17 protein-coding genes are annotated in these 18,012 nt (G+C 65.5%); 11 read left to right on the top strand and 6 right to left on the bottom strand.

Annotated features, from left to right (window positions below; translation table 11 throughout):
- The first annotated feature begins 142 nt into the window (after window positions 1–142).
- The 4 genes from J7I89_RS03205 to J7I89_RS03190 are packed head-to-tail and all read left to right on the top strand — an operon-like array spanning window position 143 to window position 4,184.
- On the top strand, window positions 143–1,453 hold the full coding sequence (locus J7I89_RS03205; RefSeq protein WP_214967231.1) for an ABC transporter substrate-binding protein: 1,311 nt from the start codon (window positions 143–145) through the stop codon (window positions 1,451–1,453).
- Between the two features lie 16 nt (window positions 1,454–1,469).
- The gene (locus J7I89_RS03200; RefSeq protein WP_214967230.1) at window positions 1,470–2,441 is read left to right on the top strand and encodes a carbohydrate ABC transporter permease; all 972 of its coding nucleotides are present in this window, start codon (window positions 1,470–1,472) and stop codon (window positions 2,439–2,441) included.
- Entirely contained in the window at window positions 2,438–3,349 is a 912-nt protein-coding gene (locus tag J7I89_RS03195) for a carbohydrate ABC transporter permease (RefSeq protein WP_214967227.1), read from the top strand. The genes J7I89_RS03200 and J7I89_RS03195 overlap by 4 nt, the downstream gene beginning before the upstream one ends.
- Window positions 3,350–3,401: 52 nt before the next feature.
- Entirely contained in the window at window positions 3,402–4,184 is a 783-nt protein-coding gene (locus J7I89_RS03190; protein ID WP_214967225.1) for a DeoR/GlpR family DNA-binding transcription regulator, read from the top strand.
- 2 nt (window positions 4,185–4,186) lie between these two features.
- Here J7I89_RS03190 and J7I89_RS03185 read toward each other — a convergent pair whose 3' ends face one another.
- Together J7I89_RS03185 and J7I89_RS03180 are read right to left on the bottom strand one after the other, a co-directional pair.
- On the bottom strand, window positions 4,187–5,215 hold the full coding sequence (locus J7I89_RS03185) for a LacI family DNA-binding transcriptional regulator (protein ID WP_374101989.1): 1,029 nt from the start codon (window positions 5,213–5,215) through the stop codon (window positions 4,187–4,189).
- A 5-nt stretch (window positions 5,216–5,220) separates the two neighbouring features.
- Complete coding sequence (locus J7I89_RS03180) at window positions 5,221–6,423, bottom strand: Gfo/Idh/MocA family protein (RefSeq protein WP_214967222.1); 1,203 nt, start codon at window positions 6,421–6,423, stop codon at window positions 5,221–5,223.
- Window positions 6,424–6,636: 213 nt separating this feature from the next.
- On the opposite strand from J7I89_RS03180, the gene J7I89_RS03175 reads away from it, so the two are divergent.
- The 6 genes from J7I89_RS03175 to J7I89_RS03150 all read left to right on the top strand — a co-directional run bounded on the left by J7I89_RS03175 (window position 6,637) and on the right by J7I89_RS03150 (window position 13,905).
- Window positions 6,637–7,593, top strand: coding sequence for a carbohydrate ABC transporter permease (locus J7I89_RS03175; protein ID WP_214967217.1), 957 nt, complete (start codon window positions 6,637–6,639; stop codon window positions 7,591–7,593).
- A gap of 11 nt (window positions 7,594–7,604) precedes the next feature.
- The gene (locus J7I89_RS03170; protein WP_214967216.1) at window positions 7,605–8,549 is read left to right on the top strand and encodes a carbohydrate ABC transporter permease; all 945 of its coding nucleotides are present in this window, start codon (window positions 7,605–7,607) and stop codon (window positions 8,547–8,549) included.
- Window positions 8,550–8,596: 47 nt separating this feature from the next.
- Window positions 8,597–9,937, top strand: coding sequence for a sugar ABC transporter substrate-binding protein (locus tag J7I89_RS03165; protein WP_214967214.1), 1,341 nt, complete (start codon window positions 8,597–8,599; stop codon window positions 9,935–9,937).
- A 145-nt stretch (window positions 9,938–10,082) separates the two neighbouring features.
- The gene (locus J7I89_RS03160; protein WP_214967212.1) at window positions 10,083–12,263 is read left to right on the top strand and encodes an alpha-galactosidase; all 2,181 of its coding nucleotides are present in this window, start codon (window positions 10,083–10,085) and stop codon (window positions 12,261–12,263) included.
- 125 nt (window positions 12,264–12,388) lie between these two features.
- Window positions 12,389–12,865: a type II 3-dehydroquinate dehydratase gene (gene aroQ / locus J7I89_RS03155; protein WP_214967211.1), complete on the top strand. Its 477-nt coding sequence runs from the start codon at window positions 12,389–12,391 to the stop codon at window positions 12,863–12,865.
- Between the two features lie 2 nt (window positions 12,866–12,867).
- Window positions 12,868–13,905, top strand: a complete 1,038-nt coding sequence (locus J7I89_RS03150) for a DUF2332 domain-containing protein (RefSeq protein ID WP_214967209.1) — start codon at window positions 12,868–12,870, stop codon at window positions 13,903–13,905.
- 47 nt (window positions 13,906–13,952) lie between these two features.
- Here the strand turns inward: J7I89_RS03150 and J7I89_RS03145 are convergent, their stop codons facing one another.
- A complete protein-coding gene (locus J7I89_RS03145) occupies window positions 13,953–15,137 on the bottom strand; it encodes a MarP family serine protease (protein WP_214967207.1) in 1,185 nt (394 codons plus the stop codon).
- A 193-nt stretch (window positions 15,138–15,330) separates the two neighbouring features.
- On the opposite strand from J7I89_RS03145, the gene J7I89_RS03140 reads away from it, so the two are divergent.
- On the top strand, window positions 15,331–16,008 hold the full coding sequence (locus tag J7I89_RS03140; protein ID WP_056634704.1) for a Crp/Fnr family transcriptional regulator: 678 nt from the start codon (window positions 15,331–15,333) through the stop codon (window positions 16,006–16,008).
- Between the two features lie 378 nt (window positions 16,009–16,386).
- Here J7I89_RS03140 and J7I89_RS03135 read toward each other — a convergent pair whose 3' ends face one another.
- Genes J7I89_RS03135 through J7I89_RS03125 form a run of 3 tightly spaced genes read right to left on the bottom strand, consistent with a single transcriptional unit; the run spans window position 16,387 to window position 18,005 of the window.
- Window positions 16,387–17,298, bottom strand: coding sequence for an NUDIX hydrolase (locus J7I89_RS03135; RefSeq protein ID WP_214967205.1), 912 nt, complete (start codon window positions 17,296–17,298; stop codon window positions 16,387–16,389).
- 16 nt (window positions 17,299–17,314) lie between these two features.
- Entirely contained in the window at window positions 17,315–17,848 is a 534-nt protein-coding gene (locus tag J7I89_RS03130; protein WP_214967203.1) for a RidA family protein, read from the bottom strand.
- Window position 17,849: 1 nt separating this feature from the next.
- Complete coding sequence (locus J7I89_RS03125) at window positions 17,850–18,005, bottom strand: DUF4177 domain-containing protein (RefSeq protein WP_009359196.1); 156 nt, start codon at window positions 18,003–18,005, stop codon at window positions 17,850–17,852.
- Window positions 18,006–18,012 lie beyond the last annotated feature (7 nt).

Here is an 18,012-nt window from a genome sequence, read left to right as displayed (position 1 = left end):
GGCCCTGCTTGTTGGACTGCGCATGGGACCGCACATCGGACTGCAGAATGTTGTTTTTCGATCTTTCCTGTTCTCTTTTGCGAGGTTATAGTCATTCCTATGTGAGGTGTCTCACAAGCAGCTGAGTTTCAAGGGAGAGATCATGGCAGCACACACAGAACCGTCCCTTACCGCCGGCCCCGGCCGGCGCACCATCCTGAAGACCATGGGCGTGGGTGTTGCCGGGCTGGCCGGCGTGCCGCTGCTGGCAGCCTGCACCGGAGGTGCCGGACCCTCCGGCGGGGGAACGGAATCCTCAGGACTCACCTTCGGTTCAGGGTCCTCCGACGAGGTGCCCAAGAAGGCTTACCAGGCAGTGACTGACGCCTTCACCAAAAAGACGGGCAAGACCGTCAGCACCAACGTCGTGCCGCACAACGATTTCCAGAACAAGATCAACTCCTACCTGCAGGGCTCGCCGGACGACACCTTCACCTGGTTCGCGGGCTACCGGATGCAGTTCTACGCAGGCAAGGGCCTGCTTGCTCCCGTCGATGATGTCTGGGAGAAGATCGGCGGAAACTTCTCGGATGCCCTGAAGACAGCCTCCACCGGGCCCGACGGCAAGATGTACTTCGTGCCGAATTACAACTACCCGTGGGGTTTCTTCTACCGGAAGAGCCTCTGGGCGGAGAAGGGCTACGAAGTTCCGGAGAATTTCGACGCCCTCAAGACCCTGGCGGCGAAGATGAAGGCCGACGGCATCATCCCGATCGGCTTTGCCGACAAGGACGGCTGGCCCGCCATGGGCACGTTCGACTACATCAACATGCGGCTCAACGGCTACCAGTTCCACGTGGACCTCTGCTCACACAAGGAATCCTGGGACCAGCCGAAGGTGACCGAAGTGTTCACCACGTGGTCCGCGCTGCTCCCCTTCCAGGACCCGGCCGCGCTGGGTCAGACCTGGCAGGACGCGGCCAGGGCGCTGGCGGCCAAGAAGACCGGCATGTACCTGCTCGGCTCCTTCGTCACCCAGCAGTTCACGGATCCCGCCGTGCTGAAGGACATCGACTTCTTCCCGTTCCCGGAGATCGCCACCGAAGGCCGCGACGCCGTCGAGGCCCCCATCGACGGCCTCCTCCTGTCCAAGAAGGGCGGCGAGAACGCGGCGGCGCGCCAGTTCATGGAATTCATCGGCACGCCCGAGGCCCAGGACGCCTACGCCGCTGTGGACCCCTCCAACATCGCCACTGCCAAAGGCACGGACACGTCCACATTCAGCGAGCTGAACAAGAAATGCGCCGACACGATCGCCAACGCCAAGTTCATCAGCCAGTTCTTCGACCGCGACGCCCTACCTGCCATGGCCAACAACGTCATGATCCCCGCCCTGCAGACCTTCCTTAAGGACGGCAAGATGGACGTCAAGAATCTCGAGGCCCAGGCCAAGACGCTTTACGCGGCCCAGTAGCAGTCAGGGGATTCCCATGAGCACTACAGCAAGAGACCTGGTCCCGCCGGAATCCAGGGCCCCGTCCGGAGCGCAGGCCAAGGGCGTCAAGAGCGGGAAAGTCCGGCGGCTTTCCAAACGGGATAAGGTCGTCCTGTCCCTTATGGTGGGCATTCCGACGCTCATCCAGCTGGTGTTTGTCTGGCTGCCCACGCTGATGTCCATCGCCCTGAGCTTCATGCGCTGGAACGGCCTGGCCCTGACCGACATCAGGCCGGCGGGCCTCGGTAACTACCAGTACATTTCGCAGGACTACCCGCCGTTCTGGCCGGCAATGCAGCACAACCTGCTGTGGCTTGCGTTCCTGGCCCTGGTGGCCACGCCGCTGGGACTTCTGCTGGCCGTGCTGCTGGACCAGCAGATCCGCGGGAGCAAGATCTACCAGAGCATTTTCTTCGCTCCCGTGATGCTGTCCCTGGCCCTGGTCGGCATCATCTGGCAGCTGTTCTACCAGCGGGACAACGGCCTGCTGAACTTCCTCCTGGGCACCTCCGGCACTCCGCAGGCGGTTGACTGGTTCGGTGATTCCTCCGTCAACATCTGGGCAGCCCTGATCGCGGCCACCTGGCGGCATGCAGGCTACGTCATGCTGCTGTACCTGGCCGGCCTCAAGGGCGTCGACCCGAGCCTGAAGGAGGCTGCGGCGATCGACGGAGCGAATGCGGTGCAGACCTTTTTCCGGGTGGTTTTTCCGGCCATGCGCCCCATCAACATCGTGATCGTCGTGATCACCATCATTGAGTCACTGCGTGCGTTCGATGTCGTCTACGTCATCAACCGCGGCACCAACGGCCTCGAGCTCATCAGTGCCCTGGTGATCCAGAACCTGGTGGGAGAAGGGCAGGTGATCGGCGTCGGCTCGGCCCTTGCGGTGGTTCTGCTGGTGATCTCCCTGGTCCCGATCGTCTTCTACCTCAGCCGCACCTTCGGCAAGGAGAACAAAGCATGAGCACCACGGCCACGCGCGCAGGCCTTCCAACCGCGGAGCAGCACCGTTCCGGCAGCAGGCCAAAACGCCATTACGGAACCCACATCTTCCTCACGGCGATGGCGGTCATGTGGCTCATCCCGCTGGGATGGGCTCTTCTCACGGCCCTGCGGCCCATCGCCTCCACGAATGAGCACGGCTACTTCAGCGTGGCCGGCGACTTCAACTTCGACAACTTCGTCCAGGCCTGGACGCAGGGCGGCATCGCGAAGTACTTCTGGAACTCGGTGATCATCTCCGTTCCGGCCGTCCTGCTCGTGCTCTTTCTTTCCTCCATGATGGCGTTCGCCGTCAGCCGGGTGAGCTGGAAGTTCAACGTCACGCTGCTCATCATGTTCACGGCCGGCAACCTGCTCCCGCCCCAGGTCCTGGCGGCGCCGCTGTTCGAGATGGCCAAGCACTTCGAGGTGCCATACGCCTTCAGCGATTCCGGCAACATGCTCAACACGTACATCGTGGTCATCGCCGTGAACACCGCCTTCCAGATGGGTTTCTGCACTTTCGTCCTGTCCAATTACATGAAGGCGCTGTCCCAGGACCTGACCGAGGCCGCACTGGTGGACGGGGCGGGCATCTGGCGCCAGTACCGGGAGATCATCATGCCGCTGTGCCGGCCAGCCTTCGCCGCCCTCGGCACGCTGGAAGTCATCTTCATCTACAACGACTACTTCTGGCCGCTCATTTTCATCCAGAGCGGCGACAGGCTCCCCGTCACGACGGCCATCAACAACCTTCAGGGCGAATTCCTGAACGATTACAACCTGCTGGCGGCCGGAGCCGTGATCACCGTGATTCCGACGCTGATTGTCTACCTGCTCCTGCAGCGGCAGTTTGTTGCTGGGCTGACTCTTGGTTCCAGCAAGGGGTAGGCGAAGATGGGCAGTAGCAGCCACGCCGCCGCCCACGATTGAGAGGATTCCAATGCTTCCCGCCGCACGCCACCAGTCCATAGTGGATGCAGTCCAGCGAGAGCGCGTGGTCCGCGTGTCGGACCTCGCCCAGCAGCTGGGTGTCTCCCTCATGACCGTGCGCCGGGACATCGAGATGCTCGAGGAAAGCGGGCAGGTGGAGCGGATCCACGGCGGCGCCAAGCTGCCCGGGGACGCGAGCACCCACGAGCCCGGGTTCGAGCTCAAGTCCACGCAGCTGACCGCGCAGAAGCGCGCCATTGCCCTGGAGGCTGCCACCATGGTGCATGAGGGCATGGCGGTGGCCCTCAGTGCTGGCACCACCACCTGGGCGCTGGCCAAGGAGCTCGTGAACGGGCCGCGGATAACCGTGGTGACCAACTCGATCCGGATCGCCGACCTCTTCCATCACGGTGCGGCGTCGGGCGGCCCACGGCACAGCTCGACAGTGATCCTGATAGGCGGCGAGCGCACGCCGTCGGACGCGCTGGTGGGACCCATAGCCACCGCGGCGCTCAGGCAGCTGCACCTGGACCTGCTGTTCCTCGGCGTGCACGGCATGGACGCCGAGGCCGGCTACACAACCCCGAACCTCCTGGAGGCGGAAACCGACCGCGCCTTCGTGGCCGCCTCCCGCAAGGTGGTGGTCCTGGCTGACCATACGAAGTGGGGCACCCAGGGCATCAGTACCATTGCCGAACTTGAGGAAGCCGACGAAGTGATCAGTGATGCCGGCCTGTCCGGCGAGGCCCAGCGGATCCTCCGCGACCGGGTGAGCCGGCTGCGGCTCGTGTAGCGTCAGGGGCAGCCGCAGGACTGCCTGACCAGCAGACGTGTCGGGAAGACGTGGTGGCGGGGCGGCTCGCCGCGGTCCGCTCCGACCAGCGCGCGCACCGCGGCGTCCGCCATGTCGCGCACCGGCTGCTCCACGGTAGTCAGCGGGGGCCACGAATATTCTGCCTCCACCGAACCATCGAAGGCGGCCAGGGCAATGTCCCCCGGAACGGTGAGTCCAGCTTCATGGAGGGCCCGGAGGATGCCCACCGCCTGCATGTCCGAACTCGCAAAAATAGCAGTGGGGCGGTGCCCCGCCGCCAACAGGCGTTTTCCTGCCGCGTAGCCCCCATCCCTGGTGAAGGCGCTGCGCGCGATCGGGCCCTCCGGCAGGCCGGCGGCCTCGAGAGCCCGCAGCCAGCCCTGCTCGCGATCATCGGCCTCATTGGCTGTGGTGGTACCCATGGCGAGTCCGATGTTTGTGTGGCCATGCCCGATGAGGTGTTCCACGGCAGTGCGGGCGCCCTCGGCAAGGTCAACGCCGACGCTGGTGACGCCGGCCGGCCTTTCACTGTGGCTTAGCAGGACCGATGAAATCTCCGCCGCTTGCAGGTCCGCCAGGTCCGGTTCGGAGAGGACGCTCGCAAGCACGACGCCGTCCACCTGTCGGGCGGCCAGGTTGCGGATGTGCCGGCGTTCCTTGGCGAGGTCGCCGTCGGAGTTGGTCAGGAACAAGGCATACCCGAGTTCGCCGGCGGCGTCCTCTACGGCATGCGCCAGCAGCGAAAAGAACGGGTTGCTGTTGTCCGGGATGATCAGGCCGATGGTCTCACTGGATCCCAGTTTCAGCGCGCGCGCGGCGGCGTTGGGGCGGTAGTCCAGGACGCGGATCGCGTCCTGGACCTTCGCCTCCGTGGCCGGCGCAACCCGCTTGGGCCCGCCGTTCACCACGTAACTGACCACCGCCGTGCTCACGCCTGCATAGCGGGCAACATCCTTGCGGGTTACCGGGCCTCGGGGCGCGTGCGTTGCGGAAGTGGTCATGGAGTACATGCTAGCTATGCACCCCGCGGAGCGTCGCCAAAATCGCGGATGGGCAGGCGTTCGCCGTTCTGCTGGGCCGAGGCATGGGCCACGATCCCGGGCAGGGTAAAGCGGGCGGCCACCCAGGCGTTGACCGGCGGCAGGGTTCCGGTGTTGACCGCCGTCACGAAGTCGTCCACCAGGAACTGGTGGCTGCCCTCATGGCCGGTCGGAGCGCCGAGGTATTCGTCCGGCAGGCGTCCGCGGTCGTGCACGGGGGCAAGCCCGGAGATGAAGGCATCACGCAGTTCGGGGGCGACGCCGGCCAACGAGGGATCATCCAGCGGGATGCTGGGCCTGGTTTCCACCTGGTCCGAGATGTCATGGACGTTTTCCTTGTCCTGCCACACCGTCACCTTCGCGATCTGCTCGAAGCTGGCCTCGGTCCCGAAGAAGCGGAACCGGGATTCGCGGATGTGGGAGGGGTAGCCCACCCGGCGCATCTCGTTGGTGCGCATCGCACCGCCGTCGTTCAGTTCAAAGAGCGCCGTGGCGTTGGAGAAGTCGTTGTCGAACATGCTCACGTCCTTGTCGAAAACGCCGTCCCCGCGGTCGTCCTTGACGCCGATGCAGCTGACACTGACCGCGTGCGAGGGCAGCACACCGAGGACGCCGCCGATTGCGTGCGTGGGGTACAGCATCGGCGGGTAGCTCGCCGTCGCCTTCCATTCCTCTCCGCCGCTGTACTGGTAGGCGTCATAGAAGCCGAGGTCCATGTCGTGGACGTAGTCGCCTTCGCTGTAGAAGATCCGGCCGAACTTGCCGGCGGCGTGCTGGTTGCGGGCGTAGACCGTGGCGGGGTTGTAGTAGCTGGTCTCACCCATGGCGTAAACGAGGCCGGTTTCCTTCACGGCCTCGATGATGCGTTCGATCTCTTCTTCCGAGACTGCCATGGGAACAGCGGAGTAGACATGCTTGCCCGCACGCAGCGCCTGCTCCACGAGGGGACCGTGGGTCCAGCGCTGCGTGAAAATGGCGACGGCGTCGACGTCGGACGCCAGCAGCTCCTCGAAGCTCGCCTTGGTGCCGTCGAGCCCCCAGTGCTCCAGCGCCGCGGCCGCGCGTTCGGGCCGCTCGTCCACGACATAAACCTCGCTCACGCCCGGGTGGAGCTTGAAGAGGTGGGCAAAGTGGCCGCCGAACTGTCCGACGCCGACGACTCCGATAGAAAACGTCATTGTTTACCTTTCCTGGCTGCCCGCAGGTCCGGGCACGAAGAGCCCCGTGTGGGCTTGCCGAAAGTCTTGCACTGCAATCTACTCGAGTCAACGAAATTCAGCGCACAGCCGTAAATTTCAATGTTTTCAAGACTTTTTCCTTGCAACGGTGTATCTACTCGTGTAGATTTCCATTCAGTTGTTACCCACATCACAGTCAGGAAAGGGTCGAAGATGACCACCCTTACCAAGCAGCAACAGGACCCGGCAGCACCGGTCCGCCGCCCCAAGGCAGCGAAACCCGATCGGAAGAGCTTCATCCACCGCCTCGGAGACTTGAAGGTGGCACTGTTCTTCATCTTCCCGGCGATGATCGGCTTTGTTGTCTTCTATCTGATCCCCACCATCCGGGGCGTCTACCTCAGCTTTACCGAGTACAGCATCCTGGGCGAACCCACCTGGATCGGCATCAAGAACTACACCGCCATGCTCGGCGATGAACTGTTCTGGAACGCCATGGCAGTCACCGTCCAGTACGTCGGGCTCAACATCGGCTTCCAGACCGTCATCGCCCTCGGATTGGCCCTCCTGATGCACCGCGTCGCTAAGTCCACGTTCATCCGCGGCGCTTTGCTGCTGCCCTTCCTGGTGGCCAACGTGATCGTCGCCCTGCTGTGGTTCTGGATGCTCGACTACCAGCTGGGCATCGTCAACGAGGTCATCAGCTGGATGGGCCTGCCGCGCATCGCCTTCTTCGGCAGCGAGCAATGGGCCATTCCCACCATCGCCGCCGTCAACGTCTGGCGCCACATGGGCTACACGGCCCTGCTGATCTTCGCCGGCCTGCAGTCGATCCCCAACCACGTCTACGAGGTCGCGTCCCTCGACGGCTCATCCCCCACCCGGACCTTCTGGAGCATCACCATGCCGCTCCTGCGCCCCGTCATGGTGCTGGTGCTCGTGGTGACAGTGATCGGGTCCTTCCAAGTGTTCGACACCGTGGCGGTGACCACTGCCGGCGGCCCCATCAACGCCTCCCGAGTGATCCAGATGTACATCTACCAAAAGGCCTTCGGCGAATCGGACTTCGGCTACGCATCGGCACTGTCCGTCATCCTCTTCGTCATCCTCGCCCTGGTGGCCTTCGTGCAAATGAAGTTCCTCAAGGGCAACGAATCGGACCTGGACTAAGGAACCCCGCCATGAGCACCTCCACACTCACCCGCAAGAAGTCCGTCAACAACAACTCTTCCCACAGGAATTCGGTTAGGAAGCCGGTCAACTGGCGCCGCGTCGGAGCCTGGACCCTGGTGGTCCTCGCGATCGCCGTGACGGTGGCCCCGTTCCTCTGGATGCTCCGCACCGCCTTCTCCAGCAACGCGGCGCTGGCGTCCAACGCCGGCAACCTTTTGCCCGCAGAGTTCAGCCTCGGCGCCTTCAAGCGAGTCCTCGGGATGCAGACCCCGGAAGAGGCCATCGCCGAGGGAGGCTCGGGAGCCGCGATCAACTTCTGGCTCTACCTGCGGAACTCGGTGATCTTCGCGACCGTCACCACCGCCGGGCAGGTCTTCTTCAGCGCCATGGCCGCCTACGCCTTCTCGCGGCTCCGCTGGCCAGGACGCAACGCGGTGTTCGGCCTGTTCCTGGCGACCATGATGGTCCCGCCGATCTTCACCGCCCTGCCCAACTTCCTCATGATCAAGAACCTGGGCCTGCTCAACACATTCGCCGGCATGACGCTGCCTTACCTGTTCATGACGCCGTTCGCCATCTTCTTCCTGCGCCAGTTCTTCCTCAGCATGTCCAGGGAAGTGGAAGAAGCCGCCATGCTCGACGGCGCGAAGCACCTGCGGATCTTCTTCCAGATCGTCCTGCCCAACGCCGCTGCTCCGCTGGCCACACTGGCTCTGCTCACCTTCATCGGCCAGTGGAACGAATACTTCTGGCCGCTGCTGGTGGGCCAGGACGAAAGCGTCCGCGTGCTCACGGTCGGCCTGGGCGTCTTCAAGTCGCAGTCTCCGCAGGGCGCACCGGACTGGAGCGGGCTCATGGCAGCCACCCTGGTCGCCGCAATCCCCGTGCTCCTGCTGTTCATGGCCTTCGGCAAGAAGGTGGTCAACTCCATCGGCTTCTCCGGAATCAAGTAACCCCTTCACTTCACGTCACCCCCTGCAAAACCCTCGAAAGGTCCATCATGAAGAAATCCATCGGCGCCATTGCAGCCGCCGCTGCCATAGCCGTATCCCTGTCCGCCTGCGGCGGTTCAGCACCCGCCTCCACCGAGGCAAAGGGCGAAATCAACTACTGGCTCTGGGACGCCAATCAGCTCCCCGCCTACCAGAAGTGCGCCGACGACTTCACCAAGGCCAACCCGGACATCAAGGTCAAGATCACCCAGCGCGGCTGGGACGACTACTGGACCACCCTGACCAACGGCTTCGTCGCCGGAACCGCCCCGGACGTCTTCACCGACCACCTGGCCAAGTACCCCGAGTTCGCGTCCAAGAAGCAGCTCCTCTCCCTTGACGACGCCGTCAAGAATGACAAGCTCGACCTGGACATCTACAACAAGGGCCTCGCGGATCTGTGGGTTGCCGAGGACGGCAAGCGCTACGGCCTGCCCAAGGACTGGGACACCGTTGCCATGTTCTACAACAAGAAGCTCGTCAAGGACGCCGGCTACACCGAGGAGCAGCTGAAGAACCTCGACTGGAACCCGCAGGACGGCGGCAGCTACGAGAAGGCCATCGCACACCTCACCGTCGACAAGAAGGGCAAGCGCGGCGACGAGGCCGGTTTCGACAAGAACAACGTCGCCGTTTACGGCCTGGGCCTTGAAGACGGCAGCGCCGGCATGGGCCAGACGCAGTGGAGCTTCCTGACCGCCACCACGGGCTGGACCCACACGGACAAGAACCCGTGGGGCAAGGAATTCAACTACGACGACCCCAAGTTCCAGGAGACCATCGCCTGGTGGACCGGGCTCGTGGAAAAGGGCTACATGCCCAAGCTTGAAACCACTGTGGGCACCGAGATCCAGGACTCCTTCGGCGCAGGCAAGGCCGCCATCAACACCAGCGGTTCCTGGATGATCGGCCAGTACACCAGCTACAAGGGTGTGGAAACAGGCATTGCCCCGACGCCGAAGGGACCCAACGGCAAGCGCGCCAGCATGTTCAACGGCCTGGCCGATTCCATCTGGGCGGGCACCAAGAACCCGGCAGCCTCCGTCAAATGGGTTGAATACCTCGCCTCGGCCGAATGCCAGGACGTAGTGGCCAGCAAGGGCGTCGTGTTCCCGGCCATCACCACCTCCTCCGAGAAGGCAGCCGAGGCATTCAAAGCCAAGGGCACCGACGTCTCAGCCTTCACCACCCACGTCAAGGAAGGCACCACCTTCATGTTCCCCATCGCGGACAAGGCTGCCAAGGTCGAGGGCATCATGAAGCCGGCCATGGATGCTGTGGTTTCAGGCAAGAAGCCAGCCAGCTCCCTGTCCGAGGCCAACGAGAAGGTCAACGCCCTCTTCAAGTAGGACTGAATCCGGGCCAGAATCAAAGCCCGGGCATCCACTGCAGCACCACGTTCGCGGGGCCGGCACAAGCACACGCTGTGCTGCGCCGGCCCCGCAACGACTATTTTTATCTACCGCTTTTGCTCCTCACGAAAGAGAATTACTTATGGATCCCTTGCACCTCCGTTCCGCCGGCACCAGCCTGGTGATCAGCTTCAGCAGCGGGGAAGCCGAGGTTATCCATTGGGGCGCCGATATTGGCCCCGATCTCCCGGACCTCGCCATCCTCGCCGAACCGATCCCCAACTCCGCCATCGACGCCACCGTTCCTGCCGGGCTTCTCCCCCAGGCCTCCTCGAGCTGGCGCGGACGGCCGGGGCTGCGCGGCCACCGCATTGCCGACGGCGTCTCTGGCCTCGACTTCTCAGCCCGCCTTCGCGCCGTGCATGCCGCCGTCACGGACAACTCAGCAGTCGTGGTGCAGCAGGATGCCGACGCCGGCATCGCCGTGGAGTCCACGCTCACACTGCACGACGGCGGCCTGCTGGAACTGCGCCACACCGTCACCAACACCGGGACCTCGCCATTCCAGCTCGACGAACTGGCCACGGTCCTCCCGGTGGCGCCGGACGCCGTCGAACTCCTGGACCTGACCGGACGCTGGTGCCGGGAACGGCACCCGCAGCGCCGGCCCATCCAGCAGGGCACCTGGGTGCGCACCGGACGCCACGGCCGCACCGGCCACGACTCCTCGCTCCTGTTCGCCGCGGGCACCGCCGGCTTCGGCAACCGCCACGGCAGGGTCTGGGCCACGCACCTGGCCTGGAGCGGCAACCACGAACAGTTCGCGGACACGCTTGCCGACGGACGGACCATGATCGGCGGTTCCGAGCTGCTGGGGCCCGCCGAGGTGGTCCTCGGACCCGGCGGCAGCTACACCACGCCTGCCCTCTTCGCGGCCTACTCCGACCGCGGCCTCGACGGAATCAGCGAGGCGTTCTACAGCTGGTTCCGTTCCCGTCCGCACCATGTTCTGCCGGCCGCGGGAGGCGGTACGCCGCGCCCCGTGGTGCTCAACACCTGGGAGGCCGTGTACTTCGACCACAACCTCGGCACCCTGATCGAGCTCGCTGACTCCGCCGCCGACCTCGGCGTGGAGCGCTTCGTCCTGGACGACGGCTGGTTCCGCGGGCGCCGCGACGACAAAGCCGGCCTGGGCGACTGGTATGTGGACGAGACCCTGTGGCCGGACGGACTGACTCCCCTCATCGAGGCCGTCACCTCCCGGGGCATGGAGTTCGGCCTGTGGGTGGAACCCGAGATGATCAACCTCAATTCCGACGTCGCCCGCGCCCACCCGGACTGGATCGTCGGCCCAGCCGCGGCATCCCACAAGGATGGCGGCCGGCTGCCCCTGGCCTGGCGCAACCAGCACATCATCGACCTCGTCAACCCCGAGGCCTGGCAGTACATCTTCGACCGGATCGATGCCCTCCTCCGCGAAAACAACATCAGCTACCTCAAGTGGGACCAGAACCGGGACCTCACCGAACACGGCCATGCCGGCCGCTCCTCCGTCCACGAGCAGACCCTCGCCGCGTACCGCCTGTTCGACAAACTCCGCAAGGCCCATCCCGGCGTCGAGATCGAAAGCTGCTCCTCCGGCGGCGCGCGCGTGGACCTCGGAATCCTGGAGCGCACGGACCGCATCTGGGGCTCGGACTGCAACGACGCCCTGGAACGGCAGACCATCCAGCGCTGGACCGGCATGGTGGTTCCGCCGGAGCTGGTGGGCGGACACATCGGGCCCACCACGTCCCACACCACGGCCCGCACGCACGACCTGTCCTTCCGCGCCATCACGGCACTGTTTGGCCACTTCGGGATGGAATGGGACGTCCGCGAGGTCCAGGGCAAAGAGCGCGACGAGCTCAAGCGCTTCATCGGGCTCTACAAGGAGCACCGCGGGCTCATCCACAGCGGCAGGATGGTCCGTGCCGACGTTCCCGACGACTCACTCATGCTGCACGGCGTGGTGGCCGGCGGTGAAGCTTCCGCCGGGGACACGGCAGCGCTCTTCGCCCTGGTGAGCACGGCGACATCGTTCGCCGAACAGCCCGGACGGGTCACGGTCCCGGGCCTGGAGCCGGCACGCGGCTACCGCCTGGAAGCGGTGTTCCCGGCACCCGGCGACGCCGATTACGCCCACACCTTCACGCAGATCCAGGCACCGGCCTGGCTGGCCTCCGGGGCGGAAGCCAGCGGCAAATTCCTCGCCGAGGTGGGCCTGCCCATGCCCAACCTGAACCCGGAGCACGCACTGCTCCTGAAGGTCACGGCGCTCTGACAGATGAACTGGGCGGCGGCTGCCGGGTCACCTTTACGGGTCCCTGGCGGCGCCTGGCAGGTGGGGGCGTAACGAAAGTCCCGCGCAGAAGTGGACCGGCAGCACGACGCGATAGATTTGCATCCATGACTGAAGCCTCCTCCGCCACCGAAGCCAGCCGCGGCACCATCCTTGTCCTCAATGGCCCCAACCTGAACCTCCTCGGCACCCGCGAGCCCGAGAAGTACGGCACGGCAACGCTGGCCGACATCGAACAGCTGGCGAGGGACGCCGGAGCGGCGCACGGCCTGGACGTTGAGTGCTTCCAGTCCAACCACGAGGGCGCGCTGGTGGACGCCATCCACGCGGCACGGGGCAAGGCGATCGGCATCGTCCTGAACGCCGGAGCCTACACGCACACATCCGTGGCCATCCGCGATGCCATCTCCGCGGTGCAGGTGCCTGCCGTCGAGGTCCACATCACGAATGTCCATGGCCGCGAGGAGTTCCGGCACCACTCCTACCTTTCGGACGTCAGCAAGGCGGTCATCGCCGGCGCGGGAATCATGGGGTACCGGTTCGCGGTGGAATACCTCGCCGACCTGAATGCCGGCAAGGCCTGACCATGGCCGGCGCGGTCCTCGGCACCGCAGACTGGTACCGGCATTTCGGCACCATTGACGCTCCCGGTTCCTCGGCCTGCTATGCCGACTGGTCGCTGCACATCGCCGATGATCCCGCGCTGATCGCGCGGATCGACCAGTGGCCGCACAACAAGCGCCAGCCTCTGCTGCTCCTGGCTGCTGCCCGCTACCTGGGCGCCAAAGTGTCTCCCTACGCCGAGTTCCGGAACTTCCTGGACGAGCACTGGGCTGACGTGTCGCGGACCGTGCTGTCGCGCGCCACGCAAACGAACGAGGTGGGCCGCTGCGCCACCCTGCTGCCGTCGCTGGCGGCCATCTCGGCCGCCGAGCGTAAGCCCCTCGCGTTGATCGAGGTGGGCGCCTCCGCCGGACTCGCCCTGTTCCCGGACCGCTACGGCTACGAGTACGACGACGGCACAACGGTCACGCGGCTGGCTCCGGAACCGCGCCGACAGCCGGCGGCACCCGAGCCGCCCGTCCTGCGGTGCACCGTCTCCGGCGCGGTTCCCTTGCCGGACAAGCTCCCGGAGGTGGTGTGGCGGGCCGGAATCGACCTGAATCCCCTCGACGTCGGAAACGACGACGACGTCGCCTGGCTTGAGGCGCTGATCTGGCCGGAGCAGGACTTCCGCCGCGAGCGGCTGCGCCGGGCGATCGCCGTCGCCCGCGAAAACCCTCCGCTGCTGGTTGCCGGCGACCTGAACCAGCAACTGGTGTCCCTGGCCGGCCGGGCCCCGGCTGACGCGGCGCTGGTGGTGTTCCACAGCGCCGTCATGGGCTACCTCAGCGCGGACGGCCGTTCACGGTTCCGGAGCACCGTGCAGGAGCTGGCGGCCGGCCGCGGGTGCCACTGGCTGTCCAACGAGGGCGAAACGGTGATTGTCCAGGCGGACGGTTCAAGCGTGGTTCCGGAAATGGCGGCGGGCCGGCTCCGGGGAAACTTCCTGCTGCTCCATAACGGCCGGCCTGTGGCCATCACGGGTCCTCACGGGCAGAGCCTGGAGTGGCTCCAGCGGTAGCGCGGCTGCCGCGGGCCAGTGCCGGAAAGACATATGCCCGGATCCGCTTACTGCTGGATGCACTGCCCTGGCGACACGGCGTTGCTCAGGCTCGGTGCCCGCTCCGCGACGGGCCGCAGGTCGATCATGGGGATCGCGAAGCCCAGGGCGGTGTTAGACGTGGCCTTGGCGAAGATCACACCCGCCACCTGCCCGCCGGTGGTCAGCAGCGGCCCGCCCGAGTTTCCGGGCTGGACGTCGCCTGCCAGCTTATAGACCTCGTCCGGGACGGGGTTGTTCCCGTAAATGTCCGGCACCAGCACAGTGGAGATGCCCTGCACCGTAGCGGGCTTGGACTGGAAGGGACCGCCGTGGGGGTAGCCGGCAAACGCGGCGGCGGTGCCGGCCGGCAGATCCGGGCTCAGGGCCAGCGCCGCGGTGGGCAGGCCGTCGACGGCGAGGACGGCGAGATCGCGCTTGCCGTCGAAATAGACCACCCGGCCGGGCATCGCTCCGCCGCCTGGAATCTCTACGACGGGCTGCGACACGCCCGCCACGACATGCGCATTTGTGACAACCCTGCCGGGCGAGACAACGAAGCCTGTCCCGGTCTGGTTCTGCCCGCACTGGAACGCCGTGCCGGCGATCTTCAGGACCGAACCCGCGGCCCTGTTTAACGCGGGGGTGTCGGTATTGGCGTTGGGAACAGGGACCTGCTGTTCCTGCCCGATGCCCTCGATCAGCCTGGGGATCCCGTCCCCGATCATCGCCGACCGCAGCTGGGCCATGGCGGTCTTCACGGGGTTGGGCGTCAGTCCGTCGATGAAGCGGATGACCTTGGATTCGGCAAGCTGCTGGGAGACGAAGGGGACGCCGAGAGAGCTGATACTGAAAGCCAGCATGGACATGACCAGCGCTGCCACGACGAGATTTACGGCCCCGCCAACCGTTCTGTCCACGGCACGCAGCGGTTTCAGCCGGACGGCGCTGCGGATGCTGCGGCCGATCATGGTGCCCAGCGCGTTGCCCAGCACCACCAGCACGACGGCGGTGCCGATGATCGCGGTCAGCCTCCAGTCACTGTCTTCCACAAAGTCGCTCACGAGCGGCACCGATAGGAACGCGGCGATGGCGCCGACGGCAAAGCCCGCCAGGCCACCGAGGGTGACCAGGAACCCGTTGCGCAGGCCGTAGATCAGGTAGGACAGGAGCGTCAGGATCAACGCAAGGTCCAGAACGGTCAGGCCAAACACCGGGTCTCCTCACAGGCAGCTTCGCCCTGATTCTACTGGCCGAGTCTGACAATTTGCCGTGGACCGCGGGGCCCGGCGCAGCTGTCTCGCGCCTTTTAGGCGTTTCAGCTGCCAAGTACGTCACAGATCGTTCAAAATTCTGAAACAATGGCACAAGCGCCCCCCAGACGACACTTTTTACTCAGGAGAATTCATGGACATCGAGGTATTGCGCCGCGCACCCCTTTTCGCCACGCTGGACGACGAAGCATTCCGTCTGCTGACGGACGAGCTGACCGAGGTTGACCTCTCGCGTGGGGCATCCGTTTTCCGCGAGGGTGACCAGGGTGACCAGCTGTACTTCATTGTCTCCGGCAAGGTGAAGCTCGGCCGCACGTCCCCCGACGGTCGCGAATCCCTGCTGGCCATCCTCGGCCCGGGCGAGCTCTTCGGCGAGATGGCACTGTTCGATCCCAGCCCGCGCACCGCCACGGCCACGGCCGTTTCGGAAACGCGCCTGGCCGGACTCAAGAACGAGAGCCTGAACTCCCTGCTCCGCACCCGCCCGGAGGTCTCGGCGCAGTTGCTGCAGGCACTGGCACGCCGCCTGCGCCGCACCAACGACTCCCTCTCCGACCTCGTCTTCTCCGACGTGCCCGGCCGCGTGGCCAAGGCCCTCCTGGACCTGGCCGACCGCTTCGGCCGCCCCGCCACCGACGGCGTCCTGGTGGCCCACGAGCTCACCCAGGAAGAACTGGCCCAGCTGGTGGGAGCCTCCCGCGAAACGGTCAACAAGGCCCTGGCCGAGTTCGTCCAGCGCGGCTGGCTGCGCCTCGAAGCCCGCGCCGTGGTCATCCTGGACATGCAGCGCCTCCGCCAGCGCTCCCGCTAGGCAGTAACGTCGAGGCCCACAGCCCGACATCCCCGTGTGCTCGCTCGTACCTCGCTTAGACGCACGCTTCCGGATGTCGCGCCGTGGGCCTCTTTCGCGTTCCCCGCCGCCTTCACGCTCGAAGACACGGCAGGAAGTGCAGGAGCGTCGCAGAAAAAGCGGCAGGAACTGCGAGAGCGTCCGAGAAAGCCGGGCGGCGGTTCTTCGCGAAGGAGCGCATCGCGATCGATCGCGGCACGGAGGTCGCTCAGCGACCCGAGTGACGCCTATCGAGCGTGTCTAAGCGACGGCGAAGGGCCGGTGCCCGGCGGACCCAGCAACGGTGCGACGGCGAAGGGCCGCTGTCCGGCGTTGGTGACAAAGACGCGAAGCCGGGGGTTACCGCTCCCGCTGGGGTGCTCCGGCTACGGTCTTTGCGGCCTCAACCTCGAGCATGAGGGTGCCGTTTTCTTCGACCAGCTTGGGCTGGTACACGTGGGGGGTGCGCTTGTAGCTGAGGTAGGCGATGCAGCCGTTGGCCGCCGCCATTTTTTCGAGCATGATCTCGGACCCGGGCACCAGAAGCTGGCCGAGCTTGAGGCCCACCGTGTTTTCCTGGCCCACCTCGTCGCCCAGCGCGGTCGTGTCGCGTTCGCTGACCACCTTGGTGACACACACCCACCGGCCCCAGACGCCCTTGCTTTCGAGCAGGCTGGGCTGCTGGTTCATGGGGACGGTCGCAGCGAAGTACCGGGTGTTGAAGCGGTGGTGGGCGAAGTCAGGGCTGAGCCAGTTCACCAAGGACTTGAGCAGGTCGGTCCGGACGGACAGCCCGCGTTTGGCCAGCACGTCGGTGAACGACTTTTCCTGGGAAGCCACTGCCTCGCGCGCCTTCATCCACTCGGACGTGGACGTGGCCTCCACTGTGGAGGCCAGGTCCGGCCCGGCCAGGAGCACGCCGGTCTCCTCGAACAGTTCGCGGATGGCGCCCACCACGTGGCGGCGCGCCAGCCCGACGTCGTCCGTCCCCATCTGCTCCGCCCAATGCTGCGGTGAGGGGCCCAGCCAGCCGACGGCGTCGTCGTCGGACGCATCCAGGGAGCCGCCCGGAAACGCGAGGACGCCCAGCGGCGAGGACCCCGGCCGGTACCCCAGCCAGGTCTCCAGGCCGGTGGGCGAATCACGGAGGAGCACCACCGAGGAAGCCAACCGGGCGGCGCGCGGCGTCCGTTCGCCGTGTTCGATCCAGCTTTGTGCTGCCCCTTCGAGTTCGGGAGGTAGTACAAACAGGCGACGTGCTAGTTGGGGCAAAGGAAGCGACCGGTCCTTAGCTGAATTCGGCGATCAGCTCGACCTCGACGGGAGAGTCGAGCGGCAGGACGGAAACACCGACGGCGGAGCGGGCGTGCTGGCCCGCGTCACCCAGGACCCGGCCGAGGAGCTCCGACGCGCCGTTGATGACGCCCGGCTGGCCGGTGAAGGACGGATCCGAGGACACGAAACCCACTACCTTGACGATGCGGGTGATGCGGTCGAGGTCGCCGATGACGCTCTTGACGGCGGCCAGGGCATTGACGGCACAGACAGCGGCGTAGGCCTTGGCGTCTTCGGGAGACACGGTGGGTTCGTCGGATGTTCCTTCCGTTCCGGAGGACACCTTGCCCGTGGCTTCGAGCTTGCCGTCAATAAACGGCAGCTGTCCCGAGGTGTACACGTGGTTGCCGCTGATGACGGCCGGCACGTAGGCGGCCACGGGGGCGGCCACCTCCGGGAGCGTCAGCCCGAGCTCGGCAAGGCGCTGTTCGACGGCGGAAGAGGGCGCCGCCGCAGCGCCGGAGGCGGTTTCCTGAGGCGTGGTCATGCTACTGCTTCTCCCTCTTGAGGTAGGCAACCAGACCGTTGCCGTCGGGGCCGGGGACTACCTGGACGAGCTCCCAGCCGTCCTCTCCCCACTGGTCCAGAATCTGCTTAGTGGCGTGGATGATTAGCGGAATCGTTGCGTACTCCCATTTGGTCATGAACTAA

The sequence above is a fragment of the Arthrobacter sp. ISL-5 genome, assembly GCF_018613835.1.
In the GTDB taxonomy this organism is placed as follows: domain Bacteria; phylum Actinomycetota; class Actinomycetes; order Actinomycetales; family Micrococcaceae; genus Arthrobacter.
Note: the sequence above shows the minus strand (reverse complement) of the source record. Positions and strands in the feature narration are given on the sequence as shown.